General features: G+C 60.9%; 21 protein-coding genes and 1 pseudogene. 5 read left to right on the forward strand and 17 right to left on the reverse strand.

Annotated features, from left to right (window positions below):
- Positions 1-20: 20 nt before the first annotated feature.
- The 3 genes from AB4Y32_RS38280 to AB4Y32_RS38290 all read right to left on the reverse strand — a co-directional run bounded on the left by AB4Y32_RS38280 (position 21) and on the right by AB4Y32_RS38290 (position 2,307).
- The gene (locus AB4Y32_RS38280) at positions 21-452 is read right to left on the reverse strand and encodes a hypothetical protein (RefSeq protein ID WP_368726249.1); all 432 of its coding nucleotides are present in this window, start codon (positions 450-452) and stop codon (positions 21-23) included.
- Between the two features lie 161 nt (positions 453-613).
- Positions 614-2,044 carry a recombination directionality factor gene (locus AB4Y32_RS38285; RefSeq protein WP_368726250.1) on the reverse strand — a complete coding sequence of 477 codons (1,431 nt, stop codon included), beginning with the start codon at positions 2,042-2,044 and terminating at the stop codon, positions 614-616.
- On the reverse strand, positions 2,041-2,307 hold the full coding sequence (locus tag AB4Y32_RS38290; RefSeq protein ID WP_342937659.1) for a DUF7696 family protein: 267 nt from the start codon (positions 2,305-2,307) through the stop codon (positions 2,041-2,043). The genes AB4Y32_RS38285 and AB4Y32_RS38290 overlap by 4 nt, the downstream gene beginning before the upstream one ends.
- A gap of 628 nt (positions 2,308-2,935) precedes the next feature.
- On the opposite strand from AB4Y32_RS38290, the gene AB4Y32_RS38295 reads away from it, so the two are divergent.
- From AB4Y32_RS38295 to AB4Y32_RS38305, 3 genes are read left to right on the forward strand one after another with little or no spacing between them, the layout of a single operon-like run.
- Positions 2,936-3,562 carry a DUF1845 domain-containing protein gene (locus AB4Y32_RS38295; protein WP_368726251.1) on the forward strand — a complete coding sequence of 209 codons (627 nt, stop codon included), beginning with the start codon at positions 2,936-2,938 and terminating at the stop codon, positions 3,560-3,562.
- Positions 3,563-3,621: 59 nt separating this feature from the next.
- On the forward strand, positions 3,622-4,527 hold the full coding sequence (locus AB4Y32_RS38300) for a hypothetical protein (RefSeq protein ID WP_368726252.1): 906 nt from the start codon (positions 3,622-3,624) through the stop codon (positions 4,525-4,527).
- A gap of 12 nt (positions 4,528-4,539) precedes the next feature.
- A complete protein-coding gene (locus AB4Y32_RS38305) occupies positions 4,540-4,932 on the forward strand; it encodes a polymer-forming cytoskeletal protein (protein WP_368726253.1) in 393 nt (130 codons plus the stop codon).
- A 67-nt stretch (positions 4,933-4,999) separates the two neighbouring features.
- Here AB4Y32_RS38305 and AB4Y32_RS38310 read toward each other — a convergent pair whose 3' ends face one another.
- From AB4Y32_RS38310 to AB4Y32_RS38375, 14 genes are all read right to left on the reverse strand, one after another.
- Positions 5,000-5,719, reverse strand: a complete 720-nt coding sequence (locus tag AB4Y32_RS38310; protein ID WP_368726254.1) for a hypothetical protein — start codon at positions 5,717-5,719, stop codon at positions 5,000-5,002.
- Between the two features lie 27 nt (positions 5,720-5,746).
- Positions 5,747-7,438: an ATP-dependent helicase gene (locus AB4Y32_RS38315; RefSeq protein WP_368726255.1), complete on the reverse strand. Its 1,692-nt coding sequence runs from the start codon at positions 7,436-7,438 to the stop codon at positions 5,747-5,749.
- A gap of 13 nt (positions 7,439-7,451) precedes the next feature.
- Positions 7,452-8,339, reverse strand: a complete 888-nt coding sequence (locus AB4Y32_RS38320; RefSeq protein ID WP_368726256.1) for an ATPase — start codon at positions 8,337-8,339, stop codon at positions 7,452-7,454.
- Between the two features lie 327 nt (positions 8,340-8,666).
- Complete coding sequence (locus AB4Y32_RS38325) at positions 8,667-9,272, reverse strand: DUF4400 domain-containing protein (RefSeq protein ID WP_368726257.1); 606 nt, start codon at positions 9,270-9,272, stop codon at positions 8,667-8,669.
- Entirely contained in the window at positions 9,262-9,546 is a 285-nt protein-coding gene (locus AB4Y32_RS38330; protein ID WP_028369233.1) for a hypothetical protein, read from the reverse strand. Before AB4Y32_RS38330 ends, AB4Y32_RS38325 begins: the two co-directional genes overlap by 11 nt.
- Entirely contained in the window at positions 9,503-10,021 is a 519-nt protein-coding gene (locus AB4Y32_RS38335; RefSeq protein WP_180727424.1) for a hypothetical protein, read from the reverse strand. The genes AB4Y32_RS38330 and AB4Y32_RS38335 overlap by 44 nt, the downstream gene beginning before the upstream one ends.
- A gap of 10 nt (positions 10,022-10,031) precedes the next feature.
- The gene (gene traD, locus AB4Y32_RS38340) at positions 10,032-11,903 is read right to left on the reverse strand and encodes a conjugative transfer system coupling protein TraD (RefSeq protein WP_368726265.1); all 1,872 of its coding nucleotides are present in this window, start codon (positions 11,901-11,903) and stop codon (positions 10,032-10,034) included.
- Positions 11,903-13,267: a TraI domain-containing protein gene (locus AB4Y32_RS38345; RefSeq protein WP_439899900.1), complete on the reverse strand. Its 1,365-nt coding sequence runs from the start codon at positions 13,265-13,267 to the stop codon at positions 11,903-11,905. The genes traD and AB4Y32_RS38345 overlap by 1 nt, the downstream gene beginning before the upstream one ends.
- Positions 13,267-14,268 carry a type IV secretion system protein gene (locus tag AB4Y32_RS38350; RefSeq protein WP_368726259.1) on the reverse strand — a complete coding sequence of 334 codons (1,002 nt, stop codon included), beginning with the start codon at positions 14,266-14,268 and terminating at the stop codon, positions 13,267-13,269. Before AB4Y32_RS38350 ends, AB4Y32_RS38345 begins: the two co-directional genes overlap by 1 nt.
- Positions 14,269-14,285: 17 nt before the next feature.
- Positions 14,286-15,020, reverse strand: a complete 735-nt coding sequence (locus AB4Y32_RS38355; RefSeq protein ID WP_342937727.1) for a type VI secretion protein — start codon at positions 15,018-15,020, stop codon at positions 14,286-14,288.
- A gap of 10 nt (positions 15,021-15,030) precedes the next feature.
- Entirely contained in the window at positions 15,031-17,490 is a 2,460-nt protein-coding gene (locus tag AB4Y32_RS38360) for a VirB4 family type IV secretion system protein (RefSeq protein WP_368726266.1), read from the reverse strand.
- Positions 17,484-17,747 carry a VirB3 family type IV secretion system protein gene (locus AB4Y32_RS38365; protein ID WP_368726267.1) on the reverse strand — a complete coding sequence of 88 codons (264 nt, stop codon included), beginning with the start codon at positions 17,745-17,747 and terminating at the stop codon, positions 17,484-17,486. Before AB4Y32_RS38365 ends, AB4Y32_RS38360 begins: the two co-directional genes overlap by 7 nt.
- 40 nt (positions 17,748-17,787) lie before the next feature.
- Complete coding sequence (locus tag AB4Y32_RS38370) at positions 17,788-18,168, reverse strand: TrbC/VirB2 family protein (RefSeq protein WP_368726260.1); 381 nt, start codon at positions 18,166-18,168, stop codon at positions 17,788-17,790.
- Between the two features lie 17 nt (positions 18,169-18,185).
- On the reverse strand, positions 18,186-19,235 hold the full coding sequence (locus tag AB4Y32_RS38375; RefSeq protein WP_368726261.1) for a CpaF family protein: 1,050 nt from the start codon (positions 19,233-19,235) through the stop codon (positions 18,186-18,188).
- Positions 19,236-19,486: 251 nt separating this feature from the next.
- Here AB4Y32_RS38375 and AB4Y32_RS38380 point away from each other — a divergent pair, with 251 nt between their 5' ends.
- On the forward strand, positions 19,487-19,951 hold the full coding sequence (locus tag AB4Y32_RS38380) for a hypothetical protein (protein ID WP_368726262.1): 465 nt from the start codon (positions 19,487-19,489) through the stop codon (positions 19,949-19,951).
- An 83-nt stretch (positions 19,952-20,034) separates the two neighbouring features.
- Positions 20,035-20,186, forward strand: a pseudogene (locus AB4Y32_RS40815) (IS110 family transposase); the annotation flags it as partial.

Genomic DNA, 20,186 nt, shown 5'->3' on the forward strand with positions numbered 1-20,186 from the left:
TGGCTATACACGGTAGAGCGTCAGTTGAGCAGCGACTTGCCCGATGACGAGAACTGCCCGGTTGCAGCGTTCCAGTCCAGCGAGTTCACGGCGTGCTGCAAGGCAGCATAGAACAACTGGTTCGCGACGGTCTGACTGGGCGTGGCCTTCCGGTTAATCCGCGTGCTTATGCCGCTGTTCGTCGAAATGACGTGGTCCGCGTTCATCACGGACACGTCCGCCCACGCCAAATTTACGCCATCGAGGACGACCGCATCACCGTCTACGTGAATACGCAGATGGTGGGCGTTCAACATGGCACATTGTTCGTCGCTGATCGGATAGCCGCCCTGCTGGTTGATGATGTTGCGCAGCGGCTCCGTCGTAATGTCCTGCAACGAACAGGAAAACGCCGGTGCCGCCGACAAGCCAGCAATAGCGGCGACGAGCAGGGTCTTTGCAAGCTTCTTCATGGTTCCTCTTGGAAAGTAGTGCCTCTACGGCACGGATGGCCACTTGCGCGGCATTTCGATGCGCGGGATGCGCTGTCGAAACGATTTGAGCAAACTCAGGCTTGCTGAAATGGTCTCGTTGGAAAGGCGAAGGAAGCCAGCCCCGAAGGGCTGGTATTGCGTTAAAAAAGGTCAGCGAGAGATGGCCGCGGCTTCGCTGCGTCGATCTCACGATCAAGCTCGGCAGGATCAGTCAATGCCTTGATCAATCTCTCGTTCATGCGATCGACGTCAGCCATTCGCTCGGACCAGCCGCGCCCAAACACACTGTGCGCGTATATCCGGAAATCCTGCTTCCGGTCTTCCGCGCTCAGGCCCAAGCGCTGAAGCAGGTCAGACATGCGCTCACGTTTGTCGGACAGCGACTCGGGCGCTTCGCCTTCGCTGCTGTCGTGAACCGACAGAACGTGCTGCAGGAGCGGACCGCTAGCAGCCGCCGTATCCGTCGGATTCCCGGTCGGGTGCTCCGACGGCGAAGCTGCTGGTTGCGTCGAGGCAACCGCCGGCGATGCGCCACCAGCTTCGGAGGCCTCGTTCGGTTGCGTCGCCAACTCACCCGACTGCTCTACGACGTTGACGATCGGAACCACGTTACCGCTGGCCTCGATCAAGGCAACGGTCTGATTTGCGGCGTCAAGCGCAGGAACCGCATCGTCGGCCGCATCCAGCAGCGCACCGATGTCAATGTCGGCATCAAGCACGGTCAGAGGTTGCGTGGTTCGGACAGCCTCGCCGTTCTCGTTGATCCGCGTGATATCGAACTCCCGCTTCGTGATCCAGAATCGCGTACCTGTCAACTTGCCTCGCGCAAGCTGTACGGTCTGCATCGCCGAGTAAGCTTTCTGAAGCACATAGATCGAGTTGGTCGGCAGTTCGATGAGACCAAGACCCTTGATGTCCGGCACGGCGAAGATGAAACTCGCCGACAGGTTGCATTGACGCGCCTGATACTGCGGACACTGTTCGGGGTCGCAGATGCCGTCGGGAATCGCCTCATCCTGACGGCGGATGACTGTGCGGCCGCCGAAGTGCCGAACGGCACGTTGCGCACGTTGATCGCGGGCGACCTTCGCATACGTCATGCAGTACCGGATGCCGTCACGCTCATACTGTGACCAGAACTTCCGGCCATTCGTACCGTAGACGGTCATCTGATTCGGCAGATTCTGCATCCAGTCGTTGAACGCAAACAGCACCGGGAAGCGATATAGCTTGAGCCCATCGCCGCGATCTTCGCCGTAGAGTTTCAGGATCTCGTCGGCAACATCGGGATTGGTGAAGTCCGACCGGCGACACGTAAAGTACGGCGTGTTCCTCGGCGCGAGTGCGTTTTTCAGGTTGCATTTCGATTCGAGCGCCATCGCGATCGCGTCGAACGATTCACCTGCTGCGACCATGCTGTCGTAAAGCTCAACCGCGCGTGCATTGCCGCGTGCTCTCGAGGTGAGAACCTTGATGCCCGGGCGAATGTGCCCGATCACCGGCGGACGCATGGCCCGTTCTTCAACAACGCTGCGAACAGGGCCGTTGACCAGATTGACTACTGCGTTCATGAGAGTTTCCTCGCGAGAAAGAAAATGGCCGTTGTCCGCAACTCACCGGCTGACTGCTCCAGTTCGTGTGCTGCCGCCTCTCCGCGGCGTTCGGCTACATGGGAAAGAAAGACGCGGCGTTCCGGATCGCTGTATTTCGCGACCTGGGCAACCTCGCAACGCTGTCGCCATGCCGGCGACGTGGTGTCGGCATACGCGCGCTCTTCGTCGATCGTGCGGCTGATCGCTTCGGCTATGCGCTGGTCAAGACGGTCAGGAAGCAATGAAGACCTCCAACGGGACAGAAACAGCGGACGAAAAAAAACGCGTCCCTCGGTGTGAGGAACGCGTTTCGGGATTCGATGGAAATGACCCGAGCGCCACAACCCTTCCGGGGTCGTGGCGCTCAGGGAGCCGCAAGGCTCATATACGAGGGCGTAAGTCGCCCTCGCGCAGCATGGTCACGCTGCGCAACAGCCCATTTTCGGAAAATTCATTCCGCCGCAGGATCACGGTTCAGTCCACTTCGATCGTTCTACCCAGACGGGCTCTGGAGAGAGAACACCCGATGTCCGGGTCCGAACGATGTCACGGCGCAAATGAATGCGGCCGGTGACGAGTTTTATGACTGAATGAATGGGGAGCGCGGGCTAGGCGCTCATCAGAAGAAAATTCCACACCAGTTGCCAGCTGGTCGGAGCATGCGCAGAGGCACGGCTTGTACAGAAGATGGACTCCGGGCTAGCCGGGTCAGTGTCGATGCGTCAGCGACGCAGGAAGTAGAGTCAGTATTGCGCAAAATCTGGCCAGCAATGCCCCGAAAGATCACGAAAACAGTGCAGCTTTTGACCGCATATCGTCTGACGTGGTCGCGCAAAATGGCCGGTGAGAGAGACCACCCGAAAAATTCACATGGCCGCAGTTCTTGAACAGACGCCGGAGCCGGACCCGCGCCCCGACATTGCACCAGATCATCCAGCACCGGGCACGCTCGCGCAACCTCAGCAGTCCCCTGTTTCGGTAGCGGCGCGTAGTGGCCTGAAACCGATTGAACGTCTTACGAGCGATTCACGGGTTGCGCGTATCAATCCGGAGTCGGATGCCAAAACCGTTCTGCGCTACTCGTCCCTGTTCGCGCGGAACTACATTCGCTCCGACTACAACTTCTGCGCGGCGAAGATTGCCGTCGCGCGCGGTGGAAAAGTGCGCGCGCTCGAGGCGGCGCTGCGCGAGACCTCCGAGTGGCTGCGCAAGACCGAGCAGTGGTTACTGCGCCATAACGCGCGCCCCATCGAACTGCCGCACGACCTGATCGAATTGACGATCACGCGGCCGCTCGCGGGATTGCTCGTCCGGTGTCTCACGCAATACGACCGTGTGTACGTCCGGGCTACCGAGCGCGTCGTACTGGGCAAGATCACTGGCGACGACCGCGCACGCATCCTCAACAACGCTGAGCGCAGGCTCAAACACATCGTGCAGATCTGCATGCCAGATAACGATCAGTACGACCTCGTCGGCGAGCGACGCGAGCAATAGCGCTCCGCCATTCTTTGCAGACCATGACAGCGTCCGGCGCGACTTGACTTCGCAGCGGGATGGCTACGCTCGAACTCTGTCACAGGAGAGAAATGATGGACCTAAGGGAAATTCAGGCACTGCACGCGCAGTACACCGCCCAGCCGGTGATCATCGACATTGCCAGTCATACGGCGGCCATGTCCGCCCTACCAGCCCCCGATGCCGGACCGGGCGCGCGCATTCGCGCCCTGGCCTTCGCCGGCGGGCTGCGCAAGGCGGGCAAGCCTGCACTCATCGCGCTTGCCATCGCAGCCGTTGCGGCGAGCGGTGGGATGAGCATCGCACGTATCTGGCACGCGATGCATGAGACCGTGGTCGCCCCAACCGCCGCTGTCGCGAGCGCTGCGAAGCAGGCACCCGGCTCGGTCCCGGCGAGCGGGCCGCAAGGCGAGATGCCGATCGACGTCAATCCCGCGCGACCGCTGACGTCGAGCGATTTCGACACGCACAGGCCCGTCGCTCAATCCGCGCTCGCCAATGTCGACGCGCGTTCGCTCGCGGCAGCCAATTCCAATCCGGCGGTCGCACAAACTGTGCCGACCAGTCGCCCCGCCGCCGAGAACGTGGCTGCTGCGGCGTCCCCCATTCGAGCGCCGCGACAGTCGCCACCAGTTGCACCGGTGAGTGCTGTTGCGACGCCCTCGCCGGCTGGCCCGACGACGCCGCCCGCGACAGCGGAATCACAGATGCGAAACCAACCAGCGCAGCCCTCCGCCGGAGCCTCGTCGACGACACAGGTCAAGTCAGCCGCGGCCACGACGCCTGAAGCACCCAAGCCCGAACAACGCCCGGCATTGCGCCCACTGCATCGGGTTACCCATCACGCGACCACCGCCGCAAATAGCGAGACATCGCCTGAATCGGCCGCGCCCGCTCAACCCAAAGCACAGCCCGCCAAGTCTGGCGACGTACAGCTCTTTTGAAGAGGCATTCTGATGAAGCCGCAACCGCTTAATGTCACGCTCCTGTCCGCAGGTCTTTCAATCCACGGCAATATTTTTCTCGATCACGGGCTCAGCAGCTTTGCCATCGTCGACGGCAACATTGTGTCGAACGCCGGCCTCCTGCATATCGGCCAGGGCGGCATGGTCAAAGGACAGGTGGAAGGCGAGCACGTCCGCGTGGACGGCACGGTCGAGGGCGATGTGCACGCGCGCGGAGTTCTGGAAATCAATGGCCGGGTCATTGGGAACGTCTACTACTACGGGACGATCCGTCTCGGGCCGCGTGCATCGCTCGAGGGCCAGGTCAAACGAAAAAGCGATCTGACCATCGAGAACGCCCCGAGCAACGTGCAGCAGCTGTCGCGCACGGCGGCAAGCGTGTGACGTTTCGAGGGTGACAAATGAGAAGGGGCGCCCGCGGGCGCCCCTTTTTCGTTCGGTTGCCGACGAATCAGGGCCACTGCTCTGCGTCAGTGCGAAAATGGAGCGCCTGGTAGCCCGGCATATACACAAGCTGCTCTCTCCGGTCGACCGTCAGGCCTCGGGCTTCTAGCCACAACGCCAACCATTCGAGCACCCGCTCAAGCGCGTGTTCGTTCGTCTGAGCGGCGAGCCGGAGCGTGTGATGTAGGGCGAACCTGTTGAACGCAGCCGAGTTGCCGAGCCGCTGGATTGGAGAGGACAGATAGTATCGCTTCCACGTGAGCGCGAAGAGTTCCGCCATTTCATTCGCTTTGACGAGCGGCGCAATCTCGTGCTCCGAGCCCGCGACCGATAGCGCCTGCTGTTGCGCGCTGCGCTCGTCCAGCCGGGTTCCGAAGCCCCGCATCACATTCCGGTTTGCATCATGCCACGACGCCAGCATGTCATGTGCAATCCATGCGCGCGTGCGCAACGCCTCGTCCAGCCACGCCCGGCACTCGCCGTTGTCTGTAAGGCAGAAGCCGGCGGCCGCGAGTGGTACCCAGTCATCCCGTCCGACGGCAAAGTGGGAGCCCTCACCGTCTTCGTGCCACGCGCATAGCGCATCCGTACTGGCACGCGACCTCTCGAAGCCGTCCGCGTGCAGGCGATGCAAGGGTTCACGCAAAGGGAGCGCCTCGCTATGCGGCACAAGGCTTGACGTCGAGATCGGCACATAGCCGAATCTGCGAAACACGCGGTCGAGCATGATCACTCCGAGGAAACGAATCAGCAGTTACTGGATAGACGATTCGATCAGGAACCGGGAGACGGGATTCTTTTTGATGGTCGCGATGGTCAGGCCGTCGCGCGCACGGGTCATCGCAACATAGAAAAGGCGGCGCTCTTCAGACTCGGTGCTCTTTTCGTCCGGCACGACGCCCTCTTCCGCCCGCGAGATCCACACGTGATCCCATTCCAGCCCTTTCGAACTGTGCATCGTTGTCAAGACGAGTGCGCCATCGGCTGGTTTGTTGTTGTCGCGGCGAAGGTATTCGATCCGCTCGGCGAAGGTGCCAGAAAGCCGCGATATCACGTCGTAGGTGCCCTGAATCGCGCGGATGGACTGGTCTTTCTTTGCGTATGTCATCATCAGCTCATGCACGCCGTCGAGCACGAGCGAGTAGAAACTCCGTTCGCACATCGCCTGCCATTCGGACAGGCGCTTCATGAAGCTGCGATAGACCGTCGCGGTGTCTTCGGGCAGACCAAGCGCGACAAGATCCTTCTTGAGACGTTGAACAAGCTCTGGCCCCATGTCACGGTGCAGCACGGCAAGAAGTGGTGTGCTCACGCCCATGTAGCCGAAAACCGCATCCAGCCCGTTCTGCTTGCGCCCTTCCGCGATGCCGAGCAGGTTGCACATGAGTGCGCCCTCCGGGCGATTGAGCACGGAACTGCCGGACGCACGGAAGTATGGAACGCCGTGCGAGCGGCACACGGCCTCGATCGGGTCCAGAATCCGGTTCGTGCGCGCGAGGATTGCACACGACTTGCCTGCTTTCAGGAGCGGATGCAACGTTTCGACGGCCGCAACCGCGTCCGCATATTCGTCGTCGGACCGCTTTGTTGCAACAGAGCCACCCGGTCCACGCTCTGCATGCAGAAACTTCGCGATCCGGTCGCTGTTGTTCCGGATCACGCGGTCCGCCGCTGAAAGAATCTCGCCATGGCAGCGATAATTGCTACCGAGCACCACCTTCTGGGCGTTGAAGGTGGACGCGAAATCTTCCATGCCGCGATAACCAAGTGCTGCGCGGAATCCATAGATGCTCTGGTCGTCATCACCAACTACAGTCACCCTTGCATTGGCTTTTGCGTGCAGTTCAACCCAGCGGTATTGCAGCGGGTCCGTATCCTGGAATTCATCAACGAGCAGATCGGTGAAGCGGTACGGCGCAATGTCGCCCGCTTCCATTCCGGCGACGGCCAGGCGCAGCATATCCTGAAAATCGATCTTGCCATTGCGCTCAAGCGCGGCCTGATAGGCGGCGTAGATCTGCGCGTCTTCGGTGCCCGCCTGTACCCGGCCGAAATTGGTCTTGACACGCTCGATGGTGGGTACGACCTCTTCGGGCTTCCACGCGAGGCCGAGCTCCGCGATGACCCGCGCAATGAGGCCCATGCGATCGCCGTCCGTCGCGATGTCCCGCTTGCCCAGCTGCTTGAACGCGAGGGAGTGAAACGTGCCCGCGATGAGCCGCTTTCTGGCGCCATCACCTGCAAGCGCCAGGATGCGGTCGCGCAACTCGACTGCTGCGTCCTTGCTGAAGGTGACAGCGCCGACGATCGCGGCGGGGTCAGCGAGCAGAAGGGCTGCCTTGGCCGCGATGGTCTTGGTCTTGCCAGCGCCTGGGCACGCGATCGCTACACAGTGCTGGCGCAGTTCCGCTACCTCACGCTGCTGCGGATTGAGCCCGTCGAGCATGGTGGCAGTCCCGTTAGCGGCCGCGCACCGTGGTCATCAGGCGCAGGTGAGTCATGTAGCCGCGCACGCCGATCGGATGGAACTTGCGCAGGAAGCGCATCGTTTCCTCGTCGACGTCGGACTGGTCGCGCACGCCGTTCCAGACGAGAAAGTCGAAATGATCCATCACCTTGTCGAACTTCATCAGCAACGACAGCAGGCGCATCGAGAACCGGGAGTAGGCTTCGACACCGATCTCCAGCGACGGCTTGGTGACGCTCGGCGCAAACACGATATCGCCCTGCTCCTTCAGGCGGGCTTCGGTCTTTTCGCGGAATCCCTGCGCGACGCTCAGTTGCTCGTCAACATAGGCTTCCAGGTCGCCCACCTGCTTTTCGAAGAACGCCGTAACCGCGCCCTGATCTTCAGCGCCGAAGGTCGACCGGCCGAAGCGCTGCAGGTTGATGCTCATACGGTTCAGATACGGCCACCATTGTTCGAACAGCGGCTTGAGGCGTGTGTGATTCAGGCGAACGGCGGCCTGGACCACGGCTGCGCCCGACAGCTGTCGATCCATCAGTTCGCGGCCGATCTCGCGGCGGCGCTTCACGATAGCTGCGCGTTCCGCCGGCGACAGATCGCGGAACATCTTTCGCGTGCGGGCGACCTGCTCGCGCTTTTCCTCAGCTTCGGTCTCGCTGATCATCCCTTCCTTCTGAAGGGTTGTCGCCGCGTCTTCCATCTGCTGCAGTTCGAGTTCGATCTCGCCACCGTCAGCGCCGTCGGTCGTTGCCGGGCCGTCGTTGCCGGTCGCGTGTGCCGCAGCGCCCGAGGCATGCTCCGGCGCGCCCGCCGTGGTTGCATGTACGGCCGCGGGTTTGCTGGCAGCGTCGAGGTTCGTCTCTTCCGTGATGGTGGTCATAGTGAATTCAGTCCTGTGGAAAGTGCGCCCAAACGCGCGTGGTACGACCTTATTGTTACGACGCTACGGACGCGGAGACGTCCGAAACATGGTCGATTTCAATTCGCTTTTGGGGAGATTGCGGCGAAGACGCAAGCGCTCACGGTTGACGGGGGCGGACCGGACACAGATACGGTCGCTCTCTGCATCCTGAGGATGGCGTTGTCGTGCCGATCGCTGGGAATGCGCATCGCGGACGGCGGCAGCGCGGAGAGGTAGGGAGCCGAGCCGGCTCAGGTGCCTAACCCGGAAAGCTACATGGTTTGCAGCAGCTTTCCGGGAAAAGTGTTACTGGAACGAGGAAGCTGCCTTCCACAACAGCGCACCGAGCACTGCGGCGACTGCGATCCAGTATTGCGCGAGCACCGGGAACGGCGCTGCGAGAACGGCAAACGTCATCCCGAAAACGAGGAGGATGCCGTGCCCGGCGAGGTGGAAGGAAAGCGGACTGGCGAAGCCGGCTGCTGACGCCTTGATCTTGCGGCGCACTGAACCGTCAACGAAGGCCGCTGCGCAGAAGATAAACGTCCCGATCAACCACAACTTCATGACGCTCGCACGATAAATCACGCGATACACCTCGAGCCAGAAGTTGTGGACCCATCCATGGGCAAATTCCGACACGCCTGCCTCGCCGATTTCGCCCGAGCCGGATGCATCGAGGGTCGCGCGGATGATCCCGGAATCAACGAACCAGCGGCGGAACCGATCGTTGGTGAGTGCCACGACGTCGTCGGCACGCTCGACGCCCACCACGCTCTGAACCGACTCCGCCTCTTCTGACGGCACAGAGAACAGCGACCGGTCTGGAATCGCGGGCATGACAAAGAGCGCCAGCAACGGCACAAGGAAGAACCACCACTTGACGTGGGAGGCGAAGCGGCTACCGGCCATACGCTTGCATCCCCCACTGGACCAGCTCGGGCACAAACTGCCACAGCATGTACAGCGGAAACAGGATCAGGCCGAACATGCCAGCGTAAAAGTGGACGGGACGCCGCGAAATGAAAAGCGCCATTCCGTATGCCCGCGCGCCGGCGCCGCGTGAGAACTCGGCGGGGCGCGACTCATCCAGTCTGTCCTGCGAGTTGGCCGTGCCCAGCGCGCGGCGCGCGACGTCCAGATCAACCCTCGACAGCTTCGCAATCAGAATAGGTGTGAGCGACATCGTAGTCCTCGAAGTAAAGCCGGAAGTTCTCGCCCGTCAGCGCGCGTGCTGCCAGCTGGAAAGCCGCTGAACGCTGCGTGATGACTTCCGGGCAACGCTCTTCGACCATCTCGGTGCCGCGCGCTTCGTGCCGCGCCTCGAATTCCGTGACGGGTTCGAGCATCGGCGGCCAGACGTAATAACGCTCGCCGTCGCGCGCGACGTAGCGCTTCGCGTACAGCAGGTTCGCATGGCAGAAAAGCCCCTGCATGAACGCGATGTGTGGATTGCCCGTCTTGCGGGTGCGCTTGTACGCAGCGATCGCGGTGTCGAGCATCTCCTTGATGAGCGGCTCCGACTCGCCCATGAATTTCTCCCCGATGAAATCGGCCACGCGTGCGCAGGCGAGCTCCAGTTCCGGCGCCAGCGTGAAGACAGGGATCAGGCGGGACGACAGTTTGTGTTCGCGAATGATTTTTTTGAATACGGCAGACATGCGTAGGTTTTCAGCCTTGAAGGATTGGAATGCGGCCCTGGTACACGGCAGCGCCCGAGATGCGCATGAAATACTGCAGGTTGGGCAGGCTGTGAATCAGGCGGGTTGGAATCAGCGGGGCTTTCTCCAGTTGAAGTGAACGCGACACACCACCGGTAAATTCGCCGAGGTGCGCTTCCGTCCCGGTACTGGTACTGCCAGTGATCGTGATGTTGCGAATCGCCGTCTCTCCGACCTTGTCGGAGAACCACTGTGCCGTATCAGTGTCTTCGAGTCTAAGGATGATCTGGTTGTTCAGGTTCCCCAAAACCTGCAGCATTTTTGCGGCGTTTCCGAGTTTCGCTTCGAGGTCGGCACGCGTCTGGAACGCGACAAACGCCTTGAAGCCTGCCCCGCGTCCCTTGTTGAGGATTTGGATCACCTGTTCGTTGATGGCTTCGGCCACCTCGTCAATGATCAGAACCACGTCGGGCGGCGTCTCGTAGAAGTTGTAGATCGAGCCGCAGACGGCAGAGACATCAGCCAGCAGCATCGACGCGATGGCCTTTGCCACGATGCTGTTCGAGAGCGAATCCAAACCGATATGCAGGATCGCTTTCTGGCGGATCACCTTCTCGATGGTCCACACCTCGCGCTCGTCCTCGAAGTCGTCGACCTTCGGCGCAAGCATGAGGCCGGTTTCGCCCGTCGCCAGCATCTGGAGCAACGGGAGCGCCGACGCGATGATGCGCATGTAGTGCTCGCGGTCGTGGGTGTGCGTGGCGATCAGGCCGTCGATCGCTTCATGGCCCTGCTCCTGCGATGCGAAGCGCGCGTTGTACAGGCCGATCATCCCGTCGACGAGCGACGCGGCGTTGTTGCGTTGTCCCTGACGAGTCGTTTCCGTTGCTACTTCCGTTTCCCAGCTGGTCAGCCCTTTCTCTGCAAAGAACCGCCGCAGCGCCTTTTCCAGCAGCGGCGCAATGCCGCCCTGTGCATATTTGAGGATCGAGCGAAGATTCGGCTTGTCGCCGATGTACAGCTCACCGTTCACTGAGCGACTGATGAACAGATAGGCGAAATCACGGAAAGGCCCCTCTTCCATCAACTGCGCAATGCGGCTGGGAATTTCCGATGGCTGCGACCAGCTGTCGAGTGGTTCGAGCCGGACGGACTCGGACGGCTTGGCCTGGTTGAAGTACAGGAATTTCCGGCCGGTTCGCGCGGCTTCACGCTCGGCGCGCAGCTTCCAGTCCTTGTCGTTCTTCGGATCGACGTTAATCAGCACGTCGCCAAGGTGAATAACCTGGGTCGAGATCACCTCATAGGTACGGGTCTTGCCCGAGCCCGTCGTGCCACCAACGGCAGTGTGGCCGCCCATCGACTTGTAGTGGAACGGGACAAGCGCCTTTTTGGGCTCAAGCCCGTGTATCCACGACGCACCCTGCGGCATGCGATCGCGGATACTGTCTTTCGGCGCGAAAAGACCTTCAATTGCCTCCTCGATCTTGCGGCCGGTCTTCGTCTTGTTCAGCCATTTCGGCAGCCCCGGAATATCGGTGGTTGGCATGCGCAGAATGTCGTGCGCGATCTGGCAGTGCTTCTGCGTCCATTCGAACCCGATGCCGAGATACATCGAGTTCGCCTCCTCCTTCATGCGCTTCTGGATCTGCAGCAGCTTTGGGATCTGGAGTGTCGTCAGCCACTTCGTTGAAATGGCCATGCGGAACTTCAGCGCGCGCCAGATCTGGAGTGAGCGCATCATCAGAAACGCGAGCGCGACCAGTGCGAATATCCACGCGAAGGGCATTCCCGACAGGGGCAGCATGACGAGTGCCGCGAGCCAGAACACGGCCGCGCGAATCTCGTAGATCGGCCTGAAATGATTGATGTAAGGGGTGATCATGCGGGTCTGTCGAGAATGAGTTGGCCAGCACGCGGCGTGAGCGTGATCTGGGTCGCTTCATCGGCAACCATCAGGCTGCGCTTGCGCATATGTTCAACGAGCGTGCTACTGCTGACGCCGTACCCGCCGACAAGGCGCTTCGGGAGCACGAGACCCTTGTCATTCCACTGAACCGTTGCCTTCCCTGCCGCGACATCCTCGCGCAGTGCCTGGAACAACTCGCGCACGAGATTCGGCACGCCCTTGAGCACTTCATCGAAGGCCGCCGGCGGTGCCGGATCGCGACGGGCGCCGGTCGACTGCGCCGGAGCCTTCATGGCGCTCGGGTCGACGGCTGCAGGCGCGGGTGTGGCGGCGGTGACCTGTGTCGCGGGCGGGATGCCCAACGCCTCGCGTAGCGTCTGCGGCGACGAGTTCGCTTCTCCCGCTGAGACACACGTCGCTTGGGACTGCGGCTGTTGCTGCGCCGTCGGTGAGGTATCAACGGGATAAGTCGTGGGCTGCGACGCCGACGCGCTCTCTGACGTGGGATCGGGGTCAATGGACGGCGTAACGGCTGCGGCTGCCGACGGCACCGAAGGTGCGGCCGCCTGCTGCGGGGCAGGCGCTGGCGCAATCACCGGCTCCAGCTCGGCGGCCACGTGCACGGCTGACGGCACATCGAACTGCACAGGCGCGAATACGGCGCATTGCGCCTTGCGGTCGAATTCGTCGGCGGTGCTCACACCCTGGCGCACGACCTTATGAAGCACCGACTCGGCCCCCAGCGGTTGCATGTTCGGATTGATCGCGCCGAAAAGGTCCGACAGCACCTCACCGTCGAGTCCGGATAGCAGATCCGAGCCAATGAGAATCTGCGCCAGCATCCCCGTGCGCATACGCTCGACAGCCAACGGCTGCTCGCGGCGTGAAACACGATAATCGGAACCTGCCAGCCATGCGCCCGCCGCACCGTGCACCGAAGGATTCCAGGCCTGCTGGTCCCTGTCACGCTCGATCATGAAATGCCGGTACGGTTCGTCAAGCCGGGAACAGACTGCGGCTAGAAACACCGCGTAGTTATATTGCGGCTCGACGCGGCGGCGCTTTTCCGATGGCAGGCTGGTACCGAATTTCTGTCCGCCGGCGAGCCGCATCGCGTAGAAGGCGGTTTCCACTGTGCAACGGAATGCGCCGCCAGGCTCGCGATACAGGTCTGGCCGGAGCGGCAACGACGAAAACCAGCTAGCGCACGAACGCAGGACGCTCATCCATCTGCGCTCGAAATCGGCCTTGCTCACTTCGTTTGCACATTGTGCAATCAGATCGACGCGTCGTTCGTACTGCGCGATCAGCGCATCGGGGGTGATCAGGGTGTGCATCATGGCTTAGGTATGAGCTTCCCGAGAATGGCACCGCTCGCATTTGCCCCCCCACCAAACATCCCCGCGATTTTGGGAATTTCGAAGGAGACGAGAAACACAAAGAAGGCAAGATCGAACACCTGCGCAGCCGCGCCCGCCGTCGTCAGGCCTAGTTTTGCGGCGTCCTGGACCGCGTTCACCATATTGTGTGTCACGAGCCGCATCAGGATCGCGGCAACGACGATATACATGCCCGCGCTGACCATGTAGTCGAGCCACGTCTTGAAGTAGCCGCGCGTGAAGGAAGAAAAGCCGAGCGCAAACGCGATCTGGCCCATCACCACGCCCGCCGCGAACTGTAATTGCCCGATGTTGATAAAGAACACGAAGATGATGGCCGTGATCGAAAGCAACGCCCAGGCGAAAAACAGCGGGACCGTCGCAATAACCACGTCCGGAATCATTGTCAGATGGAGGCCGATCCCGGACCATGCCTGAACGGCCGAATCGAAGACCTGACCGGCCGCATTACCCATGATGCTGAGCGCACTGGTCATGTCTGCGCCGCCGATGTCGTTAGCGAGGGAGACGAACCATTTATAGAAGTTTGGAGCCCAGCTCGCGAATCCGACGTAGATCGAAGCGAAGATGCCGAGAGTGCCTAGCTCTTCAAACAAGGCGACCCACGCCATGACCGGGTCTTTCGTTGCGGCGAAGCGCACGGCTGCGAGAACGATCGTGATGACTGCCAGTCCGCTGGCGAACTTGTCCGATTCCTTCTGGATACTCTGGGAGGCCTCGACTGCGGTATTCATGATCGACGAAAACATGGCGGTGATCTTGTCGATCGCACGGGCATTGCCCGCCGCAGTTTCACCAGCGCTCACGTAGGGATTGGCGGCCGTACCACTGGTTGCCGCGGGCGCAGACGCGTCGTCAGCGAACGCCGGCGACGCGCCGATCGCAAACAGCGCCAGCAGACAGGCGACGGCCAGATGTTTGATGTCACGCAGCAACATGTCGCTTTTGCGCTCCCCTAGTAGCCGTAAGCCGCGCGCTCGGCGGCCTGTTGGTCGAGGAAAGCCTTTGCGTTGGCTGATCGCGCTTTGTCCTCGGCGTTATCCGCAGACTGCTGCTGAGCATCCTTCTGCGTCTTGTTCGCCATCATCTGAAGCATGTCGCTCATCTGGCTCGATACCACGTCGAGATAGTGCGTCGTGAGTTCCGCGGTAGCCTGCGCGGTTGGCGTCAACGACATTTGCGACTGCAACTCCTGTCGCCGCTTCGTGAGTGCCTGAATATGCTGGACTACGTTGTTACCCGTCTGCATCAACTGGGTCGCCTGATTGTCACGCTGGCTGTAAAGCGTGCCCATATCGGCGAACCATTGCGCGTTTGACTTGCCCGAACGGGAGACCATCGTCTGCACGTGCGAAAGCCATTGGTTGCCATTCTGAAGGTCGCCGTACAGGCTGGTCGCGTTATCGGCGAGTTGCTTGTACTTTGAGATATCGCCGGTGATCTGGTCGTACTGCGCCTTCATCGCAGCCGGGTCCAGGTTCGTCGCCTGGAGAAGCTGGTTCGCCATCATCTGGTACTGGTACGCGATATTGCTGTCCTGATACACCTCGGTCTTGACGGCCTTGAGAGCCGTGATCGTGGTCTGGATCAGGTTTGCAGGATCGATGACCGGTAACGTCGCGTACGCAGCGTGCGACACACACAACGTCAGCCCAGCGGTCAGGGCAAGGCGCGCAAGAGTCTTCTTCATCGTTGGTTCCTCAGTCGAGAGTCGTCATTTCGGCAAGGTAGGCCTCGCGCCAGTTCGCCGCCCCCGACTTGACGTGCCTGTCGAGCACGGCCTGAGCGCGGCCATCCGAACGCAATACGGCGAGCGTCTCCTTGGGGAAGCTCGCCTGCAGCATGCGTGTCTGGTCCGGTGTTACCCACAGGTAGTCCCGGTTGGGCGCGGCCTCGACGATCATCTGGATCTGGTCGAGCGTGAGGCCGCACTTGTCGCGATAAAGATGCAGGTTATTCTTCGCATCGGGATTGGGCAGGTAGATGATGTTCGGGATGTTTTCCTTGAGCACCTCGAAGTCCGCGATACGTGCGACCTGTGCGAGCGACTGCGTCGCCATCATCAGCGTTGCGTTCAGCTTCCGGATTGTCACTGCCCAGACCTCCAGGCGCTTGTAGAAGCGTTCGTTCTGGAAGAAGAAGCCCGCCTCCTCGACCTCAATCACCGTGTAGCGCTTGCCATCCAGCCATTGCGCGATCCGGTAGAACGCGTAATCCATGAACAGCGCGGCGGCGACCGGGAAGTTGTTGAACAGATCGCCCATCTCAATCGAGAGGTCATCGGACAGGGTGAACGCGTCTTCGACGTGATCGAAGAACCGGCCATTTTTTTCGCCCTTCGTCCAGACGGCCAACCGTTCACGCAGCTCGATGGATAGCATCGTGGTCAGATAGGACAGCGTCCAGAATTCAGCCCCGTAGCCGTCGCCGAGGGTGCTAACCGCCTCGAAAATCTCCCGCTCCTGATTCTTGCTGCAGCGGAACGTATCGTCCTCAATGGCCATCTGCACCCATTCGGCGACATAGGAATAGTGCTGCTTGTCGCACAGAAGGGACAACGGATTGACCGACGTCGCCGCCTCAAAGCGTCCGGTCGCATCAACAAAGCGCCCGCCCGCCAGGACCGTCGGAATCCGCGTCGAGCGGTCCTTGTCAAAGCGCACGCGTCGCGCGCCGTGACGTCCCGTCTGCGACATGAGGAAGTTCAGCATGATCGACTTGCCCATGCCGATCGGACCAAGGACGAGCAGGTGGGAGGCGCCGCCCGGCCGGTGCAGGTTCACACGCTGCAACGTCTTGTGGCGCGTGGGCAGCATGGTGAGCGGACCCGTCTTCTGACCCGACTGCTGCGTCAGCCATGCATTGACAGCGCTACCCTCCGCCACGCTGCGGACCGGCGCGATATCGGACACGGCAGGCGTCTCAACGAATTGCAGCCGCTTCTGCTTGTCCCAACGGCCCGGCAGCGTCGTATTCCACGCGGCCGCGAGGTTGTCCTTTTCGAGGACCACGCCGAATCCAGCGCTGCCGAACTTGCCGACGACTTCACGCGTCGCATCGTCGCATTCTTTGGAGGTGTCACCGTAGACAATGACCGATATGTTGGCAAATCCGTACTGCTGCCCCTCCGCCGTTATCTTAGCGAGCGCGTCCTCCGCCTCTTCCGCAAGCATCATCCGGCCTTTATCGTTCTTCTGCTCTTCCTTCGAGAAAAAGGCCTTGATGATCGCCATCGGATTGAACGCCGCGATCTTGTAAAAGCTGCGGATCTTGTCGATGTACTGCTTGGCCTTGGCGGTATCAAGGAAGCGGAACATCACGCAGATGTCCAGTTCTGCATCGACTTCGGAAAGCACGTCGAGCGCCGCTTCCTGGAGCCCCATCCATTCCTTGACGGCCACGATCTTCGCGAAGCGCGTACCGTGTGGCGATTCGAACATCAGGTGCTCGGCGCCATAGACGACTGTGCTTTCGGTGAGATGCGTGTCCAGCATGGTGACGGGATAACGGACACGGCGCGGCGGCACGGACGGGTTGGCCGTCTGATGCAGGTAGGACAGCGTGTTCTGCAGTTCCAGTCGCTTCACCTTGAGACGCGTTACACCGCCCTTGAATGCATCGAGGATCGACTCAAACCGCTTGATGTCCGTCGTCATGCGTTCGAGGTCGAAGACGAAGGCGCTCCGTGCGAAGAAGGTGTCTTTCGCTGTCTCAATAAGGGCGGGCAACATCGACTTCCCGCCGACCGTCATGTGATACGCAACCTTGTCGAACACCTTGTTGATGCCGGTTTCGGGCGTGTAGGCAAGCGAGAGCGAGTGAGTGTTGCGGAAATACTTTCCGCTGCTCACGTGGTTGCGGTTGATCCGGTCCACGTACTCGTCGATGTCCGCCGCAAACGCGCCATCGATGGCCCCCTGCACGCGGCGGTGCGAGAGCCTCCACCATGCGGTAATCCGGTGGTCGAAGTTCTTGCACGCGTTGTCCAGGTTGTTGCGCACCGACGAGATGTCGTCAGCGTTCGGCGAGTCAGCGTCCACCCCTTCAAACGTGTAGCAGGTAAGCAGCGACCCGTCCTTGTCGAGAACAAGCTCGGGCGTAACCATCGTCGCCCACGGCGCAATCTCCTGCACCGGTCGGCGCACAATTCGTTTCAGCATTCCAGATCCTGATCGAAGCCATAGGGCCGCTTGAACCGGGCGGAGAACTTCGCCGACGGCAGCGGCTCGTGCAGGTCGGGGTAGTGGTTGTAGACGAGCATGACGTCCCGCCACCAGGGATCGCGGTTACTCTTCCAACGCAGCACCCAATGGATGACGATGCCCACGGGTAAAAACGCGAATGTCATGCTCGAGTAGCAGAGAAGCAGCGTGAGCGTGCCGTTCGCGATCGCGAGACCGCGATCCGCACCGCCCATCTGGCGCGGCAGCGACAGGCTGCGGCTGACTTTCGTTGGCTTACGCACAGGTGTACGTGACGCCGAGGTGGTTTTTCACGATGTTGACCGCGCACGCAGCGAGGCCCAGGCCAACGAACACGGACGAGATCAGCTTGCCGATCGTGCTTTCCGAACTGGCGATCGCAACCGCGCCAACGATGATCAGCACGACACCAATCCCGTACAGCCACGGGCCGCTGATATAGGCCTGGATCAGGCAGATAACGTCCGTCGCGGAACCGAGATCGCTCAGGCTCACGGCCGACGCGAGCGGCGGGAAGAATGCGAGGCAGGCTGCGATGAGCGTCGAGCGAATTTCGCGACGGCTGAAAAAGCGACGGTGGGTAAAAGCACCCACGGCACGCAGTCGCGACTGGACAGACTTGAGGCACTTCTTCATGAACAGCTCCTGTTTGCTTAAAAAACGCGGTTGAGGACATAGTCCCCATCCTTGAACCCCTTGATCTCGACGATCTCGGAAACGTGGCGCAACTCGCCGGTACGGCGCATATGGATGACGTAGTGAAAGCAGTCGGCGATGGACTTGCGCATGTCGACAAGATCCCACCGGCTGCCGGGCGGAATACCGAGCATCGCGAGGCTCTCCAGCCGGCTGAGGCCGCCGCGCGCGTCGTTTGAGTGAATCGAACCCAGGCCGCCGTCGTGCCCGGTGCTCAGTGCCTGAATGAAGTCGAACGCCTCACCGCCGCGGACCTCGCCAACGACGATCCGGTCAGGACGGAATCGCAGACACAGCGCAACGAGGGCTTGTGTCGTCACACCCTTGTCAGGGTTCGAGAGGAACCGCACAAGATTGGGCACGCGCAGCTTTAGCTCCATCGTGTCTTCGATGGTGATAACCCGCTGGTCTTCGGGCACCTGTGCGGCGAGCGCGTTGAGGAACGTGGTCTTGCCCGTTGAAGTGCCGCCAGCCACCAGCACGTTTTTGCGGCGGACGATCAGCTCGCTGACGGCGGCCATCAGCCCTTCGTTTTCGATGCCGGGATAGAACAGCTTCTCGTCGTTGTGCTCATGCCGCGCGTTCACACGCGCGAACGCGCCCATCGCGACGTAATCGGCAAGACTGAGTTGCCGGTCGCTGTGCTTGCGGATCGACATCGCGTGGCCATCGATCGCCGTCGGACGCATGACAGCCGCAATACGCAAACCCTTATGGCCCGCGTTGATAATGCCCTGTGCCGTGCCGGCCTTCGCCGACTTCTCGACCGATGCAGCAAGGGAAAGAATCGCGCCGTTGAGCGTTGCCTGGTTCAGCGTGAGATTGAGGCGGTGCATCCCACCACGTCGCTCGATCCAGACATTGTCGAAGTTGTTGACCATGATTTCGGCGACGTCAGGCGCTTCGAAGTATTCCCGCAGCGGGGCGACGGATGCGAAAAACATCTGCACCGCGCTCTCTTCGAGCGGGCGCACCTTGAGCAGGGGATTTTCGGTAGCTTCGGACATGCTGCTATTTTTGAGGCTGCAGTGACCTGTAGCAGACCGAAAGAACGATCAAATCAATGAGCTTTTGCCGATTCGTTGCGCGTGACACTGCCCGAAGATGTCATGCAGCGCGGCGATGCCGTAATGCGTCGCCGAGCCGGCTCAGGTCACTAACCCGAAATGGTGCAGTAAAACGTATAGCTTTCAGGGTAACGCTGCACTCCTGTGTATGGTGTAGGATTCGCCCACGACGCTTTCTAATTATTGACACGATGGCCAGAACGATTCCGTTTGCACGAACCGCAGCAGCGGCGCGTGCGCGTCGAAACAAGACCCTCCTGCTACCGATGCCGCGCACCGAGGTCGATCGGCTTTGTTTGCAGGTTCACATCGCCCTGGACGTGATGCGGCGGGGAATGGGCAATGCCGGAGCGGCGCAGACCCTTTGCCAGGCAATGATCCTCACCGGGTTACTGGCAGAGGCGGGCTACGCTGAGGCCACGTTCGACCAGATGCGAAACGCCGAGGACGTCATCTCAGCGGCCTTCGATCGCGGCCGGGACTCTGGCGTGTGGTCACTGGACGAGAACGGCTTCCGGCAATTTGCTGTAATCGTCTCGACTTACGACAGGCAGTTACGTCGTGCACCGCTCGCGGCTGTTGCTGATGCAAGCGACCGGCTTGAGCGCTTTCGCGTTGGTGAGTCACTCGACCAGATGGCGCGCAAACGCGCCTAGATACTATGGAAGGGCCGCGGAAGTAAGCCTCCTGGAGTAAAACGAGGATTCCGACACCCGTTTTCCCCGAGAGGAGTACGCAAATGAATGCGCCTCGCACGGCCCTTGACGGGCAGGATACAACCATCACCGGATCGCTGTATGTCGCCTTTGAACTGGGTGACAAGAGCTGGAAGCTCTCGCTCGGCGATGGGGTGCGCTCGCCGAGCCGCTGCACAGTGGCCGCTGGCGATAC

Origin of the sequence: Paraburkholderia phymatum (assembly GCF_040965635.1) — a bacterium.
Taxonomy (GTDB): domain Bacteria; phylum Pseudomonadota; class Gammaproteobacteria; order Burkholderiales; family Burkholderiaceae; genus Paraburkholderia; species Paraburkholderia phymatum_B.